An 18,643-nucleotide genomic window follows, 5' to 3' on the forward strand; every position below is an offset into this window, starting at 1 on the left:
AAAAGGGCCGGTGTCCGCCCCCTTTGCAGGGAACGGGCACCGGCCCTTATCAGTCGCTGTTCAGCCACGCAGCCGCGTGGCTGCCCTGCCTAGCTGCTCGGAGAAGGTGACGGTGTGGCGCTGGGGCTGGCACCGGGGGTCGCCGTCGGGGCAGTTGTGGCGCCAAGACGCGTTTCCGCATCCAACGCCTTCTTCAAGGCCTCGGACAGCTTGGCCTGCTGGGCGCCATAAGTTGCAAAGTCGCCCTTGGCCAAGGCGGCCTGGCCGTCCGTAATCGCCTTGTTCGCCTCGTCCAGGGCTGCCTTGAGGTCAGCCTTGGCATCGGTCGGGCCAGTAGGCGGCGCAGTGGTTCCCGGAGGCGCGGTAGGCGTCTGGCCATTGTTGTCGGCATCTCCGGCTGTGGCGCCGGAATTGCCACCGAACAGTTGGTCCAGTGCCTCGTCCAAGGTGGGCGCAAAGCCGATCTTGTCACCGAAGGCCACCAAAACACGCTGCAGCGTCGGGTAGGACGTTTCACCCGTGGACTTCAGGTAGACCGGCTGCACGTACAACAGGCCACCACCTACGGGCAGCGTCAACAGGTTGCCGTTCAGCACATCCGAAGCACCCTGCCGGAGGAGGTTCAACGCCTGGGAGACGGTGGGATCGGAGTTGAATTTATTCTGTGCCTGTCCCGGTCCCGGGACCTGGGTGTCCGTGGGGAGTTCAAGCAGCCGAAGCTTGCCGTAGCTCTCCCCCTTGACGCCCTTCTCGTTTCCAGCGTCGGAGTCGGCAGCCAGGAATCCGTACAGGATGTTCCGGGCACTGCCATTGACGGTCTGCGGAATGAACGAGGAGGTCAGTTGGAAGGCCGGCTTCTCCTGGTCGGGCATCTGCAGGGACATGTAGAACGGCGGCTGCTTGACGGCTTCCGAAACGGTGGGATCGTTCGGAACGCTCCAAGCATCGTTGTTCTGGTAGAAGCTGTCCGGGTCTGTCACGTGGTAACGGCCGAGAAGTTCGCGCTGGACTTTGAAGAGGTCCTCCGGGTAGCGAACGTGGCTCATGAGATCGCCGGACATTTCCGAGTATGGCTTGATGACGGTCGGGAAGACCTTCTGCCACGCTTTCAGGATGGGGTCCTGATCGTCCCACGCGTACAGGTTGACCGAACCGTCGTAAGCATCCACGGTGGCCTTGACCGAGTTGCGGATGTAGTTGACCGAGCTGTTCGGCAAGGCCACGGTGCGGCCTGCGTTCGTCTGGGAGTCGGCCGTGGCGTTCTGCAACTGCTGCGGCTGGGAGTACGGGAAGTACTGGCTGGTGGTGTAGCCGTCGACAATCCACTTCACGCGTCCATCAACAACGGCCGGGTAGGCGTTGCCGTCAACAGTCAGGTACGGAGCCAGCTTCTCGACGCGTTCGCGCGGATTGCGTTCGTAAAGGATCTGGGACTCGGCGTTGACACCATCGGAAAGCAGCAGATCCGAGGACTGGAACTTGATGGAGTACAGGATCCGGTTGAGCCAGTTGCCTACGTTGGGTCCACCGTTGCCGCTGAAGGTGTACTGGGTCTCTCCCCCACCTTCCCTGCCTGCGGGTCGGTCCTGTTCACGGTTCGGAGCACCGTCAGGTGCACCCACAATGGAGTACTCAGGAGAGTTTTCGCCGAAGTAGATGCGGGGCTCGTACGTGGTGTCGTTGCCAAGCACGCCGTTGGACGGGATGCCGGACTGCAGGAACTCGGGTTTTCCGTCAGCAGTGAACTTGTTGCCCTTGGCAGCAACCACACCGTAGCCGTGAGTGTAGACAATGTGCCTGTTGACCCACGTCTGCTGGTTGGCGCTCAATCCGTCCGGGTTCAGCTCGCGAACAGCGATCACGGTGTCCTGGACCTTGCCGTCAACCATGTAGCGGTCCACGTTAAGGGTCTGCGGGAACTGGTAGTACGGGCGGTACTGTTCCAGCTGGGCGAACGCTGAGGAAATGAGGTTCGGGTCCAAAAGCCGGATGTTGGCCGTGGTTTGCGCATCTGCCGCCAGTGCGCCGGTGGTGGCGGTAGTGGTTGCGTTATAGGCCGAGACATCAATCTGGTCCAGGCCATAGGCGGCCCGGGTCATCTTGATGTTTCGGTCAATAAATTCCTTTTCCAGCGTGTTCTCGGAAGGACGGACCTGGAACTGCTGGATGACCCACGGGTACACCCCGCCGGCCAGAATGGCAGTGATGACCAACATCGCAGTACCGATCACCGGGAGGCGCCAGCGTCCGATGACTGCGGCAATGATGAACAGGATGGCTACCAGCCCGGCGGCAACCGCCAGGATGGCTTTGGTGGGAACCACAGCATTGACATCTGTATAGAGGGCACCCGCCCAGCGACCGGAGTTGCTCTGGACAGTGGTGTACCGATCGAGCCAGAAGTTGACGCCCAGCAGGACCAGGAAAAGCGCACCGGTCACGGCGATGTGGATCTGGGCGGCGCGGCTGGTGAATATACCGCGCTCCATCAGGCGGATGCTGCCGTAAAGGTAGTGGGTCAGGATTCCGGCAATGCCGGCGACAACGGCAATGCTGATCAGGAATCCGGTGACGAAGCCCAGGAAAGGAAGGGACATCAGGTAGAAGCTGATATCCAGGTTGAACAGCGGATCCGTCTGGCCGAATGGCTCCTGGTTGAAGAACAGCAAGGCCTTCTGCCATTGGCTGGCCGCCGCGCTGCCCGCGAACAGGCCGAACAGGATGGGAAGGCCAATCATGACAACCCGGCGTACAGGCTCAAGCTGGGCCTGGTAGCGGTTGAGGTTGTCCCGCGATTCCGCATCCGGAGCGTAGACGGGGCGGGAGCGGTAGGCGATCCTGATGGCAAAGAAAACAGCGGCGAACATCATGGCGAAGCCGATCAGGAACGTGATGATCCTGGCCAGGTTTTCGCGTATGTACACTTCGAAGAAACCAAGCTGCTGGTACCAGAGGACGTCGGTCCACACATTGGCGAAGAAAATGAACCCGACGACGGCCACTGCCACGACAATGAGCGTCGGAGTCAGGGCACCTCGTCTCAGCGGTGATCTTCCGGGCGGGTTGGAGCTGGCGGGACGGGACAAACTCTGTACCTCATTGGTGTCAGTGAACAGTCGGTATGCGAGTGGTTGACATTCTCTGCCGCTGGGATATGGCGGAGGCCGTCATATATGCCACGAGTGGCGGTGGAGCTAAGTTCCACCGCCAGTCTAGTTGTTTGTGCAGGTGGGAAGGCCCGCCGTGTCTTCTCCCGACCCAAGCCGCTCCACAGCGGAGTTGGCATCGGCCAATGTTTCGACTTTGACTACCTGTAATCCATCGGGAACATGGCCAACGACATCGGAGCAATTGGCGGCCGGAGCCAGGAACATCGTGGCCCCTTGCTGCCGGGCGCCAATCATCTTCTGGGCTATGCCGCCGATGGGACCCACGGCACCATCTGCTGTGATCGTTCCAGTGCCGGCTACGTGTTTTCCGCCCGTAAGGTCGCCCGGCGTGAGGTTGTCGATGATACCCAGGGCAAACATCATGCCCGCGCTGGGGCCGCCCACGTTCTCAAGGGAGATGCTGACGTCGAAGGGGAACGTGAAGTCACTGGCGAGCAGCACACCCAGTACATAGCGGTCGGCCGAATTCCTGGTGGGAGTGATGGTCTCCGTTACGGCAGCGCCTTTCCGTTCCACCACAACAACCGCCGGGGCCCCTGCACCGGCGGCCAGTTCAGCTTGGATCACGCTCATCGAGGTGATGGCCTTGCCGTTGATGGACTTCAGGAGGTCGCCCTCCTGGATCTTGCCGGCAGCAGGGGACGCTTCCGAGAGGCCCGCGACGTTTAGTCGTTGCTCGAACGGGATGTCCAACTCACGCAAGGCGGCAGCAAAGGCATTCTCCTGGGAAGTCTCCATGGCAATCTCCCCCTCCTGCACCGTCTGTTCTGCGGTGGTGCCCTTGGGATAGATCAGTTCCTCCGGATATATGGCCTTGGAACTGTCCATCCATGCACGGAAGACGTCAAAGATGGTTGCGGGAGTCTTGGGACCGCCGGTCAAGACCACCGTGGTGAGATCCAGGTTGCCGTTTGCCGGAAAGGATTCCCGTCCGGAAATGGTGATGACTGGCTTATCGCCGTCCTTACCCAAGGTATTGAAGGTAGGTCCGGCCGATTCGATCACATAGGGAACGGGAAGCGCCGCAGCGCCAATGCCGAGTCCCAACGCCAAAAGACCCGAGATCACCATGATCATGTACCTGTTGTCCCGCGCTGGTGCCGGAGGCACTGGGGAGGGACCGGCGTCGGACGTTTGACGCGGGTCCAATGAGCCCTCGGGGCTGGGCGAAGTAAGCATTGAGGCCTCTCTATGCCGGCATTGCGTGACCGGTTCCACGGCTGTTGCCACCGAATACGGCAGCGGCACATACCAAACATCAACAGTACGCGGTCCGGCGTTCGCGGGCTGCTTTGCCTAGAGCGAACTACGCCGCATGCAGGCAGACAGCGTTCCGGCCGCGGGGTACGGTGAAAGAGATCACCAGCCAGTTCGACGATCGGCGGCACCATGACATCCAACCCCAACAATCCGTCCAACGACGACGACACTCCCAAGGACCCGCTGGCAGAAATGCTGCAGAACCTGATGGGTGGCCAGGGCATGGGCAACATCGATCCCGCCGAGCTGGCCAAGGCCGCCGGCTTGCCCAACGATCCCCAACTGCTCCAGCAGATGTTCGCCCAGGTCCAGGCCATGATGAGCTCCACCTCGGACGGGCCCGTGAATTGGCAGCTGGCCCACGAGAATGCGCGCCGGGTTGCAGCGGCCGGTAACGATCCTTCGGTGAGCGCTGTCCAGGCCCGGGAGATCGACGAAGCCCTCAGGCTTGCCGAACTTTGGTTGGACCCCGTGACAGATCTTTCCGCCACCGGACTGATCGGCCGTGCCTGGTCCCGTGCGGAATGGGTGGAAGCGACCCTGGGCACCTGGAAACGCCTGACCGAACCCGTTGCCAACAGCGTCGCCAATGCCCTGTCCAACGCGCTCACGCAGCAGATGCCCGAGGAAATGAAATCCATGATGGGCGGCGCCTCGTCCATGCTGCAGAACATGGGCGGTGCGATCTTCGGAATGCAGCTGGGACAGGCCATCGGGGCGCTTTCTGCCGAGGTTGTCAGCTCCACCGATATCGGCGTTCCTTTGGCCGACCTGGAAATGGCGTTGTTGCCGGCCAACGTCGCCAAGTTCGGGGAAGGCCTAAGCCTCCCTGAGAACGATGTACGCCTGTTCCTTGCCGTCCGTGAAGCAGCGCACGCAAGGTTGTTCGTCCAGGTGCCATGGTTGCGTGGCCACCTGCTGGGTGCGATTGAGGCCTATGCCCGCGGCATCCACATCGACATGTCCCGTATCGAAGACCTGGCGCGGGACCTTGATCCCAGCAACCCTGAGGGAATCCAGGAGGCGCTTTCGCAAGGCGTCTTCACCCCCGAGCGCACGCCGGTTCAAACTGCTGCCTTGGAGAAGCTCGAAACCGCCCTCGCACTTGTTGAAGGCTGGGTGGACGAACTCACTGCAGAGGCCACGGACAAAGTCCTTCCCTCTGCCACCGCGCTTCGGGAAACCGTTCGTCGTCGTCGTGCCACCGGCGGCCCGGCCGAGCATGCGTTCTCCTCCCTTGTTGGCTTGGAATTGCGTCCCCGCAGGCTCAGGGAAGCCGCCACTCTGTGGGCAACGCTCAAGGAAGAACGCGGCATCGCGGGTCGCGACGCCATCTGGCATCACCCGGATTTGCTGCCCACCGGCGAAGACCTGGACGACCCCAAGGGCTTCTCCGAGCGCCGCCGGCTGGCCGAAGCCAGCGACAGTGAAGTGGACGATGCCCTGCAAAAGTTGCTCAGCGGCGGCTATGACAGCACCGACCCACAGGACTCCGAGGCAGAAGGTTCGGCCGCGGATGAGGTGCCGGACAGCGAAGCTGAACCCGAAGACACCGACACCGAGGGTCCGGCCAAGTAAGCAAGCACGGAAGCCGCAGACCACGCAGCAACGGCCGCCATGTCCATGGCGGCCGTTGCTGCTTTAAACCCCGGTCTCCGTCGCTGGGGTTGAGTCCGGCTGGAGGCCCCTTGACGTGACAAAAGCAACGCCCTCAAGGAACGCCTTGGCACGCTGCGCCTCGGGATACGCGTCCACCAGCCGCCAAAAGTCTGCGTTGTGCCCCGCCACCAGCAAATGCGCAAGCTCATGCACCATGACGTAGTCGATGACCCACTGCGGCATGGGCTGCAGCTTGTTCGATAGCCTGATGGTGCCGTCCGCCGGGGTGGCAGAACCCCAGCGCGAATTCTGGTTGCTGACCCACCGCACGGATGTAGGGACGGCACGCCCGCCCAGATAAGTCCGCGAAAGGTGCGCCGCATGCTCAGCAAGGGCTTCGTCGGTAGCTGGACGCTGCCGGCCCTTGCCCGGCCGCTGCTCACCTTGCTTCTTCAGCTTGGCCAGCATGCGGTGGACCCACTCCCGTTCCTGGGACTTGGTGAAGCTGGCCGGGATGGCCACTACTGCTTTCCCGTCTTCCCAAAAGGCAGCAACAGTCCTGCGCCTCCTGCTCGAGCGGCGCACTACTACGGGAGCGCCGTCCTCGGTGACCAAGGGAACATCAGGCTCCGCAGCCGACCGGCGAGCCATCAGAGTTCCGAGCTTTCGGTCAGGACCGCCAATACAGCCTCGCCATAGCGCTCAAGTTTGGATGGCCCAATGCCCGCCAAACGGGCCAGCTCCTCCAGCGAGGAAGGCTTCGCCTCAGCGATTGCCGTGAGCGTCGCATCGGTGAAAACGACATAGGCGGGGACGTCGGCGGACTTCGCTTCGTCCTTTCGCCACTGCCTTAGCGCATCAAATGTCTGTTCCTCATATGTCGGCGGGCACTGGTTGCATCGTCCCACCTTGCGCTCGGCCCCGCTGGCGAGCATGCTTCCACATACCCTGCACGACGCCGGTGCGGCGGCTTTTCGGCGCACGGGACCTGTCTTGCTGCGGGCGTTTGCCGAGGCCACTGAGTTGGGTCGGAGTCCGTCAAGGAAGCGGGATGGCTTGCGATTGGCTCGGCCACCCGGAGTTCGGGCAGTGGACCAGGACAAATTGAGGTGCTCACGCGCCCTGGTGATCCCGACATAAAGCAGCCGCCGTTCCTCGTCAACGTCTTCCGGTGTGTCTGCGAAGGAAATGGGCATAAGTCCTTCGCTGAGGCCCACCAGGAACACGGCGTCCCATTCGAGCCCCTTGGCCGCGTGAAGGGATGCAAGTGTTACGCCTTGGACGGTGGGGGCGTGCTGTGCGACCGAGCGTTCCTGAAGCTCGTTGACGAACTCGGCCAGGGTGAAGGCCTCGCCGCGGCTGACGGCCAGTTCATCTGCCAAGGCAACCAACGCTGCCAAGGATTCCCAACGTTCGCGCAGGGCTCCCCCGTTGTGCGGTGCTGCGTCCGTGTAGCCAAGCGATGCAACAATGTCGCGAACGATCTGTCCCAGTGGCTCCTGGGGTCCTTCGGCGACGGCCCGGGTTGCGGCACGCAGTTGAAGGATGGCGTCCCGGACTTCCTTGCGGGCGAAGAACCGCTCGCCTCCGCGAAGCTGATATCCAATGCCGGCTGAAGCCAGTGCTTGTTCGTAGGCTTCGGACTGGCCGTTGGTGCGGAACAGGATTGCGATCTCGCTGGCTTTGACCCCGGTATCGAGCAGTTCTTGGATCCGGCCTGCCACCACCGCCGCCTCGGCTTCGTCATCCGGGCATTCCATGAAGCGCGGTTCTGGACCGGTTGGTCTTTGGGCGACGAGTTTGAGCGGAGGTGCCCAGGCAGCATCTGCCACGGGTCCACCGCTTCGCCGGGACCCAAGAAGGTCATTGGCCAACTTCACAACTTGCGGGGTGGACCGGTAATCGCGGATCAACTTAACTACGGTGGCATCCGGGAACTGTGCCTTGAATCCCAAGAGATGCTTGGGTGAGGCTCCCGTAAAGGAGTAGATCGTCTGGCTGGCATCGCCGACCACGCACAACTCGTTGCGCCCGCCGAGCCACAGGTCCAGGAGCCGCTGCTGCAGCGGCGAGACATCCTGGTATTCGTCCACCACGAAGTGTCGGTACTGCTCGCGGACGGTGGCGGCGACTTTCGGATCTTCCTGGAGAATTCCCACCGTAATCAGCAGGACGTCTTCGAAGTCGATGACGTTCCTGTCGGTCTTGATATCCTCGTACGCCTGGAAAACCCTTGAGACCGCAGTCAGGTCAAACCCGCCTGGTGTTCCACGGTCCTGCGCGTTCTCAAGATAATTGGCGGGCGTCAGCATGGAGACTTTGGCCCACTCAATTTCAGCGGCCAAATCCCGGATGGTTGCGCGGTCAGTGCTGAGCCGGAGCCTGCGCGAAGCCTCGGCGATCATGTTGGCCTTGTGGTCCAGCAGATTCGGCAAAGTGCCGCCAATGGCCTGTGGCCAAAAGAACTGCAATTGCCTGAGGGCGGCAGCGTGAAAAGTCCGGGCTTGGACATTCGCCACGCCGAGGTCCCGAAGCCTGCTGCGCATTTCCGCTGCTGCCCTCGCCGTAAACGTCACGGCCAGCAAGCGCTGGGGGCTGTAGACGCCGGAGTGGACTCCGTAAGCTATGCGGTGGGTGATGGCACGTGTCTTTCCCGTGCCCGCCCCCGCGAGAACACACAGGGGACCCGTCAAGGTACTTGCTACTTCACGCTGTTCTTCATCCAAGCCGCCGAGGATGCGTTCCTCAAGTGAACCACCGGCGTCGAAAATGTCTTCTGTCACGGCTGGAGGTCTTCGATGACGCCGCCGTACCAATGTTCAATCAAGGAACGGGCAATGGACAGGCGCGTGGAGATGGTGATCTCACCGCTGGAGACAGCTGCCTGCAACTCTTCACGGCTGAACCAGCGTGCCCTCGTGACTTCAACTCCGTCCGGCCGGGCAACGGAGTCTTCAGTGGTGGCGGTGAAGCCCAGCATCAGCGACGCGGGAAATGGCCATGATTGAGAACCGAGGTACTGGCATGCCGACACGCGAACGCCCACTTCTTCGGCAATCTCCCGGACAACCGCCTGTTCCAGCGACTCGCCGGGCTCCACGAAACCTGCGAGCGTGGAATAGTTCCTGGCGTCCGTGGGACCACCACCGCCCAGGAGCAACCGGCCGTCAGGGCCAACTACTGTCACGATGATGGCGGGATCCGTCCGAGGGTAATGCTCTGAATTGTCCTTGGGGCAACGGCGCACCCATCCACCTGCCTCAATGTCAGTGGGATGTCCACACTTGGGGCAGTGCGTGTGTGTGGCGTGCCAGTTGGAGATTGCACTGGCCTCGATGAACAGCGCAGTATCACTGGCGTCCAAACTCGCGGCGACATCCCGGAAACCTGCCCATCGGGCATCGGCCGGCACTGTGGCATTGCCTGGCGCGGGCGGTTCATCCGAGGTAAACAGCAGGACGGCCGTGCCTTCAGGCAAAGACGACGATTCCAAAGTGGTTCCCAGGTAAACAGCGGTAGTGGCGCCGTAATCCGCTCCGCTCAGGGCATTCCACAGCGACGTGGCGTCCCCGAACCAGAGTCCGTCACCGGTCACCAGAGCCTGGCGCTGGGAAATAACCATGGCCTTGGCAGTACCGGAAGCGATGAGGTCATCCACCATGCCCGGCTTCATCCGCACCCCGGAGCCACGATCCACCATGGCAGGGCGGACTGGAAGAACAGTGTCCATCAGGTGGTTTGCCAGCGCCGGTGACTCCGAATAGCTCATGTATCTACCGTACTGACTCGTACCGACAAAAAACATTTGGGAGGGTCCCCCTTGTGGACGCACCCGGTTCCGGCATCAATCGTGCACAGAAATGTCCTGTTTTATGGCGGATCTGAAGACTCGCCGCACTGCATCATGACCACAGGCCACACTCAATCTACCGTTGGGAAGGTGAGAAGAACACCGCTCGAACTGGCCGCTGTAGCAACCGCGGCGGTGCCTGGCCTGGCGCCGACGGCTACAGCCTTTTCCCCCGACGATGACGCCGACTTTGACTCGGCGTTGCTGCTCGATGCCGATGGGAAACGTTGGCGCGTCCGTTCGCCGCGCCATCCTGAGGCCAGCACCCGGTTGGAAACCGAGTTCATGGTGCTGCGCGCTTTCGCTCCTGCCATTCGTGCCGAGCTGCCCTTCCATGTGCCGACCGTGGCCGGCACCGTGCGCCAAGGCGCCTTGACCACCTTTGTCTACACCCACCTCCAGGGCGCTGTGCTCTCCATCGAAGAGCTCTCGGCCGGCAGTCCTGCCCTTGCCCGTGAGATTGGTGCGGCTCTGGCCGCCATCCACGATCTCCCGTTGACCTTGGTGACCAACGCCGACCTGCCAAGCTACTCTGCCAACGAATTCCGGCAGCGCAAGCTCAACGAACTGGACCAGGCTGCTACCACCGGCAAGATTCCGGCCACCTTGCTCCGGCGATGGGAACACGCCCTTGAAGATGTGGCGTTGTGGCGGTTCAACACCTCAGTGGTCCATGGCGACCTCCACGAAGACAACCTCATGGTGCAGGACGATTCCGTCACGGCCCTGACAGGGTGGACCGACCTCCGTATTGGTGATCCAGCGGACGACTTTGCATGGTTGGTGGCTTCCAACGAAGCCTCATTCGTGGACGCCGTACTGAACCACTACACCCAGGCAAGGCGTGAGAAACCGGACATGCACCTGCTCCGCAGGGCAGCGCTGTTGGCCGAGTTCGCCCTGGCCCAGTATTTGGTCAAGGCAATGGCCGCCGGGCACCAGAGCATGACGGCGGAGGCGGAGTCAATGCTTCAGACGCTCTCGGATGACATTGATGAACAAGCGCGGCGTGACGAAGAAGCGGCAAGGGCCGCAGAGGATGAGGCGGCTGAAGCACAGGCTGCCGGCGCTCCGGCTGGTGCGATCCCTGCGGTCAGTGTTGCGGTGATTCCCGACGCCGGATCGCCGGTTACGGTGGCAGCTATACCACCTGCCGCGGAGCCGGGGACGGCGGCCGCCAGCGCATCGGCGCCCGTGGACGCCAGCAAGCCGGCACCGGCAGCGCCTGGGCCGACCGACGGCACCGAAACAGCGGACGACGCCGCGCAAGCGGGTGGGCTGCCCCCGACCGAAGGCCGCGTCTCATCGGGAACCAACGACCCGGATGACACGTCCACCGCCGCAATCAGCGTGGTGAACGTAACTCCGCTCCATACGGCCGATCGCTCCTAGAACACATCGGTCCTGAAACGCATCGGTCCTTGCCACTCCCACCGTTGATCTACCGACCCAGGCTGCCTGACTCCAACGCCGTGGCCACGATCTGTTCCAAGTCTTCGGCTGTGCCCAAATCGTGGGGCCGGACCACTGAGTCATCGGCTACGTAGTAGAACGCGGCGCTGACTTCCTCGAGGGGCACACCCTTCAGGCGCGCCCAAGCCAACCGGTAAACGGCCAGCTGCACGGCACGGGTCGCCAATTGCCGACCCGCAGGGCGTCGTCCGGTTTTCCAGTCGATCAGTTGCCAGCGGCCATCGGCGTCGCGGAATACGGCATCAATACGTCCTCGGACCACGACGTCGCCGATCCGCGTTTCCACTGGCACCTCGACGAAGGCGGGCGCGCGCTGGGCCCACTCGGACTTTTTAAATGCCGCCACCATGTCGTCCAAACCGTAGGCCTCGTCGATGTGGGAATCCGAGCCCGGGGCCTCGTCCAGGTCCAGCATGCCGGTAGTCCCGAAATACTCCTCAACCCACGCGTGGAAGGCCGTGCCTTTGCGGGCCGAAATGCCCGGTTCACGCGGCACCGGCCGGCGGAGCTGGGAAAGCACCGCACCCGGATCGGCGCCAAGGTCAACGAACAGTGATGCAGAGATATGGCTGGGAAGGTGGACGTCCTGTGTGGTCCGGCCCCGCTGTTGGCGGTCCAGGAGGAGTTCTGCCTCTTCAGACCATTTCGCCGCAGGGCCCGTGAGCCCAGGGACCTGGGCCTCACAAGAGGCATCGGCGAGATAGGCACGGACATTTGCTGCGGCCTGGTCCATGACGACCCGGCGCCCGGGAACCAACCTGAGGCGTGCGCCCGTCCGGGGGTCGACAGGACCTTCAAGGGGATCGTAAGGGAACCCTGCAACTTCAAGCGCGGCTGTCAGGGGGCTTTCCTCCGGGAGTGCTTCCTCGGCCACGGACCCAGGATGGACCACCGCTGACCCTGTTTGAACTGCAGAGGTTCCCCGGCCGCCGTCTGCGGCGACTCCAGCAGCTCCCGCGAGAGGCGCCAAGTCTGCAAGGAATGCGGACATCCCGGCCATTCCGGAACGCGAACCGTTCCAGGCAGCGCTGGATGCGCATAGGACGAATTTTGCCCGGGTATAGGCGACGTAGGCGAGCCGCCGTTCCTCGGCCTCACCGTGGTGCTGTACCTCGGACTTGAAATCTTTTTCCGCATCCAGCCACCCCTTCTGGTCAGGCTGGTCCAAGTCCCACTGCGGGAGGTCTGCACGGTCACCCCGCAAGGGCCATGGCAGGGCCGCAGCTCCACTGCTCCACCGTGAATCCCTGGTACTGGGGAACGATCCTGCGTTGAGGCCCGGAACGAAAACAACGTCCCACTCCAGCCCTTTCGAGGCATGGACGGTAAGCAGCTGCACGGCTTCCCGGTTGGTCTCCACGGGGGCGAGGTCCAATCCACCTTCTTCGGATGCCGCTGCCTCCAGCCATGACAGGAAAGCCAAGAGATCGACACGCTGGGATGTCTGCAGGAATCCCGCTGCGGCATCCTGGAATGCATCAAGGTTCCGCCGGGCCTGGTGGATAGTGGTTCCAGGCTTTGCAGCTACTTCGATATCCAGGAGCATGGCACGCTCAACCTCACCAAGGAGCGTAGTGAGGTCATCCCCGATGTATGTGCGCAGGGATCGCAGCTCCGAGGCCAGGAAGTCCAGCCGTTCCAGGGCGGTACTGCTGAGGGTACGGCCGTTCCTGGAGGTCCATCCGGGCTTTGGCAGGTAGTCAAGGGCCTCCACAAGGCTTGAGGCATCGGTGATATCGCTTTCAACCACCACCGATGCTGGTTCCTCGTTTTCATCCATGGGTTCAGAAGCCGTGCCAGGATTTGACCGGCGGCGGGCCAGGAAACGTGACCAGTCGTTAAAGGCCATCAAATCCGCCGGGCCAATGCGCCAGCGGGCCCCGGCCAGCAACCTCATCAAGGCATCGGACCGCCCGGGATCGGCCAGCACACGCAGGGTGGCCACAAGATCCACGATTTCCGGTGTGTCCAACAATCCGCCGAGACCGACGATCTCGTACGGAATTCCCTGCAGCTCGAATTCCCGGCGCAAGCACTCCATCTGTGCACGGCGGCGGCACAGGACGGCCATGGTCGGCTTGATGGGCGTGCCATCCTTCTCTTCCTCAAAGACGGTCCGTTGATAGCGGCGGACATCGCGGGCTATGGCCGCGGCTTCGTCCTCGTCGGTGCTGAATCGTCCAATCACCACACTTCCGTCGACTGCCGCCGGGCTCGGAACCAGCGGTGGGACGGAGACATCTCCCGCTGCATCCCGATCCCCCGCAGGGCCGTCCGTTGCAGCTGCCTTGTTCAAAGGTGCGGCGATGGTGTTGGCTGCCGCAAGGATGTTCCTTCCGTTCCGCCAGGCGGTGGTCAGGTACGAGGTTGGAGCCACTGAAAAGGTCTCGGCGCCATCCCCTGTACCCACGTGTTTGACGGGAAACTCCTGCACGAAGTGGAAAAGCTGTCCGGCTGAAGCCCCACGGAACCCATAAATGGACTGGTTGGGATCACCCACTGCAGTGACGGCGTGGCCCTGGCTGAAAAGACGCGAAAAAAGCACCAACTGGGCGTGGGAGGTGTCCTGGAATTCGTCCAGGAGAACCACTTTGTACCGGGCTCTCTCGGTGGTTGCTGCGAGAGGGATGTCGCTGGCGATCCGGGCAGCCAGGGCAACCAGGTCTCCGAAGTCAAGGACACCGCGTTGCCGCTTGGCTTCCTGGTAGCGCACCACCATGTCTGCCACACTGGCGCGGGTCCGGAGCATGGCGGAGAGTGAGGCAGCAGCCGTGGTGGGATTCTTGCTTGCTCCCGCCAGATAAGGAAGCTGTTCGAAGGTGGCCACGCGCTCCAGCACCCAGTTGCGCACTGTGCCGGGATCCTGAAGGTGTTCGGCGCACTCCCCCGCCAGTTGGATGACAGCGTTGACCAAGGTTGACTTGGCGGCGGTGAAATGCTCGAACTCTCCGTCGTAGGCTTCCACTACTTCGCTGGCCAGCTGCCAGGATTGGGCTCCGCCAAGCAGGACGACGTCCCGCTCGATGCCCAGCCGGAGTCCATAATCGGACACTATTCCGCTGGCGTAGGAATGGTAGGTGGAGACCTTGGGTTCGAGGTCGTCAGCCCCCAGCAGCCCCTCCGGGAATCCGATGCTGCCGTCATCTTCTGCTGCGATGCGCTGGAGGGTGGCCAGCTTGCTCCGGATCCGGCTGGCCAGTTCGCCGGCAGCCTTCCGTGTGAAAGTCACACCAAGCACTTCCTCCGGGCGGACCCACCCATTGGCGACCAGCCACACCACCCTGTCCGCCATGGTTGCGGTCTTGCCGGAGCCGGCTCCGGCGATCACCAACCGTGGGGACAGCGGAGAGGCGATGATGTCCGACTGTTCGGCAGTGGGATGGTTTTTCTCGCCAAGGATGTCAGCCAGTTCAGAGGGAGTGAACCGGGGCTCAGGAACAAACGCGCCGCCAATAGTGCCGGGTTGTGTAGCGGCAACTCCGTCCAGGACTTCGGTTGTCATTCGGTGACCTGCTTTCCTCTGGCGCACAACGGGCAAACATCCGGAAGGCGGCATCCATGGCCACCATGCCCGCTCTTGCCAGGATCATGACGTGCTTCGAAGGAGGCCCCTGCCATCAAGGCAGCAGCCTCGTTGACCAGTTCCTCCGCCCAGTTCGCTGAAGGATCCAAGGGGTCCTGTTGCTGAACTGCCGGCGTCTTTGTTTTTGTTCCCAGGTGGGCCAGCACCGCGCCGCCCGGGGCAAAGCCTTCATGTTCGGTGTTGGATCCGGAGTCGGTGGCTTCCTCTGAGGTTCCTGCGTCCTTGAAGGCTCCTCTTAGCACCGCTGCCTGATATGCACCCAATTGCGGGTGCCTGGCAACTTCTGCCTTGCCTGGTTGCCGCTTGCCGGTTTTGAGGTCCACCACAACAAGCCGGCCTTGGTCATCAACCTCCAGGCGGTCCACCTGACCCCGAAGCACAGCATGCCGGGTAAAGTCCGCTTCAGGATCTGCAGAGCCCGAAGCATCCAGGCAGACATCAGGAAGCTGGACTTCGAAGTCATGTTCCACAGCGAGCAAGCTGCGTCCCTCGCTGCGCATGACGAGGACGTATTGCGCCAATTTGCGCACCATCTGTTCCGCGCGTTGGAAGTCGAGCCTGCCCTCCCAGTTCTCTTTCATGCCAAGGGTTGGCCATCTGCGGACAAGTTCGGCTACGTACTCCGAACCAGAGGCCTCGGGCATTTCCTGGGCGATGCTGTGGACCAGGGTTCCGAGGCTGCGCGCGAAGTCGGTGGCGGCCTCGCCCCCGGCAGCCTGCACGAACCAGTCCAGCGGGGACTTATGGACAGCTTCAACCTTGGATGGGGACACGGACACGGTAGCCCCCGGGGGGACCACCGGCTCCCCCGAGCTCAGCGGGGCCAGGCCCCACCAGGTATCGGGGTTGGCACCGGGAACGGGCGGTTCTGAGCTGGCGAGCCGGGCCAGTATCCGCGCGGCTTCCTGGCTGGCCGCGCTTCCACCGGCTTCCCCCGTAGAGGAGGTGACCGCTTGTGCGTGCTGCCTCAGCTCGGCAACAAGGGCCCTGAGAGTCAGGGGACGCTCGACAAAGGTGTAGTCGCGTTTGTACTGCCCTGATTCCAAAGGGGCAACATAATCCAGGAAAGCCGAGGGCTGGTCATCCTCCGAGGACACCGCTGTGCAGATCAGGACCTCCCGGGCCCGGGAAACTGCCGTTGAGAAACTCCTGAGTTCGTCGTAACGGATGTCCCTGAGCCTGCTCAAGGGGCCCCGGCTGACGGCGTAGTCCACTCCATGCTCCACAGCGTCGGCGTAAACGGTACTGCCGAGGAGTTCGCCGCGCAGCCGGGTATTCGGCCAGACGCCTTCCTGGAGACCGGCGACGATCACCACAGGCCATTCCCGGCCCGCAGCACTGGCTGGGGTCATGATTTCCACGCACGCCTCCAACTGGGCACGTGCGGCAAGAGTGTCCATGGGAAGTTCCTGGTTCAGGAGATAGTCCAGGAACTGCTCGGGACCGGAACCCGGCAATTGGTCCACAAAGCGTTCGGCGGTATGGAACAGTGCCATCATGGCGTCGAGGTCCCGATCGGCCCGTGCGCCGGCGTTGCCGCCCTCCAGCGCCATCTCGGCCCAGCGTGATGACAAACCGGTGGCCTGCCACAAAGCCCACAAGACCGACTCCGCGTTGGCGCCCGGCTCGGCTGCGGCCTTGGATCCTGCCGCAATCATGCGGGCAAGCCGGCGGGCCGAGCTGCCTTCGATTCCCAAGGACGCCAGGGCCCCGGGTTCCAGCAGTGCTTCGACCAGCAGGGCATCGCTGGACCTGCCGCCTCCACCCAGGAGTTCCTCGCGTCGCAACGATTGCCTGAGCCGGCGCAGTTCAATGGCAGTGGCTCCTCCAATGCGCGATGTCAGCAGCGAGACGGCCGTTTCCGGAGACAGCTTGGCCGGGTCAAGGACAATCGCAAAGGCCTCCAGCAGCGGACGGACGGCCACCTCATCGCGGACAGCCGAGTCCGCCACCGGAACACGCACCGGTATTCCCTGGCCGCTGAGATAACGCTGCATCTGCGCAATCTGGCCGCCATTGCGCACGATCACGGCAATGTCACTGAACTCCCGCCGCTCCCTCAGTTGAGCTTCCAGGATCCGCTGGGCAACGTATCTCAGCTCATGGACGGCAGACGGCAGGACATGTCCTTCAACCCTGCCTTCACTGCCGCGGGCCTCTCCTGCGGCGTCCGGGCCAGGCGGCTGCTCCAGCCGCCTGGCAAGCTGGCCGCCGGAACGTTGGGAAATGCGTGCCGCAACACGTGTCCATGCTTCCGCTACCGAGGGCTCGTGCCGGTGGGTAAACCACAAAGGACGCTCGTGGACCACGCCCGGCATGCCTCCCAGCAGGGAAGGCAGTTCTGCCACAAGATCAGGACGGGCACCACGGAAGCCCTGCACCACAGTGTCCGGCGAGTAGGTGACCACCACGTCCTTTCCCTCGGCGACATCGGCCAGGAGTTCAAATACTGCAGGATTGGACTCCTGGGAATCGTCCACCAGGATCAGTTGGAGCCGGTCCCGTTCCGCAGCCAGGAATTCCGGCGAGTCCTGGAAGATCTGCCGCGCCGTGGTGATGATTCCCGCGGGGTCGAAGGCCTCGGGCATACGGAGGTCCAGGACGTCCCGGTACTCGCTGTACAGCTGGGCCGCGGCCATCCAATCAGGCCTTCCGCATTCGTAGGCGAGTCCCACCAGGTCCTCTGCAGTACGCCCGGACTCAATGATGCGGTCGAACAACTGGCGGATTTCGTGCCGGAAGCCCCGGGTGGGAAGGGCCGCGTTGAGATCCTCCGGCCAAGGCAATTCGAATCCCGAGCGGGAGTGCCCTTCAAGCAGCTCCTTGATGATGAGATCCTGTTCCGGACCGGAGAGGAGCTTAGGGGGTCGGCCCAGCGGTATGACGCCCTCGGCTTTGGCCCGCCGGATGACGTCGAACGCGTACGACGCCCAAGTACGTGCCGGCGTCGTACTAAGACTCCGGTCCAGCCGCCCGGTAAAAGTATCCCGCAGGGCCGCGGCGGCATGCCGTCCGGGGGCAAGTATGAGGATCCGTTCAGGATCCAGGCCGTCCTCCCGGACGCGGCGTACCGCCGATTCGACCAGCACGGTGGATTTTCCGGTTCCGGGACCACCGGGTACCAGAACAGGGCCACTGCCCTGCCGCAGCGAAACGACGGCACTTTGGTCCGGTGACAAAACGGGGGCCGCGTAGTGGGTCTCGCGCGGGGGCAGCAGGCGGAGAGCAGCTGGTGCTGGGCGGGTCTTGGCAGGAGTGGCGGTCACACAGTCATTTCATCATCGGGCACCGACAATTTATGGAGTTGACGCTCCAACTGGTCCGAGATCACATCCAGTTGATCAAAATCGGCTTCCCCTGGTGCCCATCGCGCCGTTGCCAGGTCAACGCGCCAACGGCCTTCTCCCGTCCTGGAGAAGGCCTCAAAGGCGCCATGCAGCGGCGTCGATTCTTCCAGGTAGTGCTTCAGTGCCTCGACTTCGTGCCCGGAGGGTGCCTCGCCGCTGGCCCGCAGGACCCGCCACCAGGCCCCGGAGCTGCCGTAGTGGCTCATGACTGCCCCAACCTGTCGCGGCCCGCCGGCACCAAGAAGCTCTGCGACATCCCCGTAGGAAACCGCCGAACCGGGAGGAACGAGGTCCACAACGGCCAAAACCGCCGTCACATACTCCATCCGCATGTGTTCAGCGTAACGGCAGGAGTGTCGCG

At 62.8% G+C, this 18,643-nt stretch carries 10 protein-coding genes; 2 read left to right on the forward strand and 8 right to left on the reverse strand.

The window, feature by feature from the left end; translation table 11 throughout:
* Positions 1-89: 89 nt before the first annotated feature.
* Together LDN85_RS14355 and LDN85_RS14360 are read right to left on the reverse strand one after the other, a co-directional pair.
* The gene (locus LDN85_RS14355; protein WP_026540015.1) at positions 90-3,086 is read right to left on the reverse strand and encodes a UPF0182 family protein; all 2,997 of its coding nucleotides are present in this window, start codon (positions 3,084-3,086) and stop codon (positions 90-92) included.
* A 126-nt stretch (positions 3,087-3,212) separates the two neighbouring features.
* Positions 3,213-4,349, reverse strand: coding sequence for a S16 family serine protease (locus tag LDN85_RS14360; protein WP_223943372.1), 1,137 nt, complete (start codon positions 4,347-4,349; stop codon positions 3,213-3,215).
* A gap of 210 nt (positions 4,350-4,559) precedes the next feature.
* Here LDN85_RS14360 and LDN85_RS14365 point away from each other — a divergent pair, with 210 nt between their 5' ends.
* On the forward strand, positions 4,560-6,008 hold the full coding sequence (locus LDN85_RS14365) for a zinc-dependent metalloprotease (RefSeq protein WP_223943373.1): 1,449 nt from the start codon (positions 4,560-4,562) through the stop codon (positions 6,006-6,008).
* Between the two features lie 63 nt (positions 6,009-6,071).
* Here the strand turns inward: LDN85_RS14365 and LDN85_RS14370 are convergent, their stop codons facing one another.
* Genes LDN85_RS14370 through nudC form a run of 3 tightly spaced genes read right to left on the reverse strand, consistent with a single transcriptional unit; the run spans position 6,072 to position 9,798 of the window.
* On the reverse strand, positions 6,072-6,680 hold the full coding sequence (locus LDN85_RS14370; RefSeq protein ID WP_223943374.1) for a YgjP-like metallopeptidase domain-containing protein: 609 nt from the start codon (positions 6,678-6,680) through the stop codon (positions 6,072-6,074).
* Positions 6,680-8,812: an ATP-dependent DNA helicase UvrD2 gene (locus LDN85_RS14375; RefSeq protein ID WP_026540011.1), complete on the reverse strand. Its 2,133-nt coding sequence runs from the start codon at positions 8,810-8,812 to the stop codon at positions 6,680-6,682. Before LDN85_RS14375 ends, LDN85_RS14370 begins: the two co-directional genes overlap by 1 nt.
* Positions 8,809-9,798, reverse strand: coding sequence for an NAD(+) diphosphatase (gene nudC, locus LDN85_RS14380; protein WP_026546183.1), 990 nt, complete (start codon positions 9,796-9,798; stop codon positions 8,809-8,811). The genes LDN85_RS14375 and nudC overlap by 4 nt, the downstream gene beginning before the upstream one ends.
* Before the next feature lie 171 nt (positions 9,799-9,969).
* On the opposite strand from nudC, the gene LDN85_RS14385 reads away from it, so the two are divergent.
* Positions 9,970-11,271, forward strand: a complete 1,302-nt coding sequence (locus LDN85_RS14385) for a macrolide 2'-phosphotransferase (RefSeq protein WP_035760484.1) — start codon at positions 9,970-9,972, stop codon at positions 11,269-11,271.
* A gap of 49 nt (positions 11,272-11,320) precedes the next feature.
* On the opposite strand, the gene LDN85_RS14390 is transcribed toward LDN85_RS14385, so the two are convergent.
* From LDN85_RS14390 to LDN85_RS14400, 3 genes are read right to left on the reverse strand one after another with little or no spacing between them, the layout of a single operon-like run.
* Positions 11,321-14,854, reverse strand: a complete 3,534-nt coding sequence (locus LDN85_RS14390) for an ATP-dependent DNA helicase (RefSeq protein WP_026540008.1) — start codon at positions 14,852-14,854, stop codon at positions 11,321-11,323.
* Complete coding sequence (locus LDN85_RS14395; protein WP_223943375.1) at positions 14,851-18,201, reverse strand: ATP-dependent DNA helicase; 3,351 nt, start codon at positions 18,199-18,201, stop codon at positions 14,851-14,853. The genes LDN85_RS14390 and LDN85_RS14395 overlap by 4 nt, the downstream gene beginning before the upstream one ends.
* Positions 18,198-18,614, reverse strand: a complete 417-nt coding sequence (locus tag LDN85_RS14400; protein ID WP_223943376.1) for an MGMT family protein — start codon at positions 18,612-18,614, stop codon at positions 18,198-18,200. The genes LDN85_RS14395 and LDN85_RS14400 overlap by 4 nt, the downstream gene beginning before the upstream one ends.
* Between the last annotated feature and the right edge of the window lie 29 nt (positions 18,615-18,643).

This window comes from Arthrobacter sp. StoSoilB20 (assembly GCF_019977295.1).
Taxonomy (GTDB): Bacteria; Actinomycetota; Actinomycetes; order Actinomycetales; family Micrococcaceae; genus Arthrobacter; species Arthrobacter nicotinovorans_A.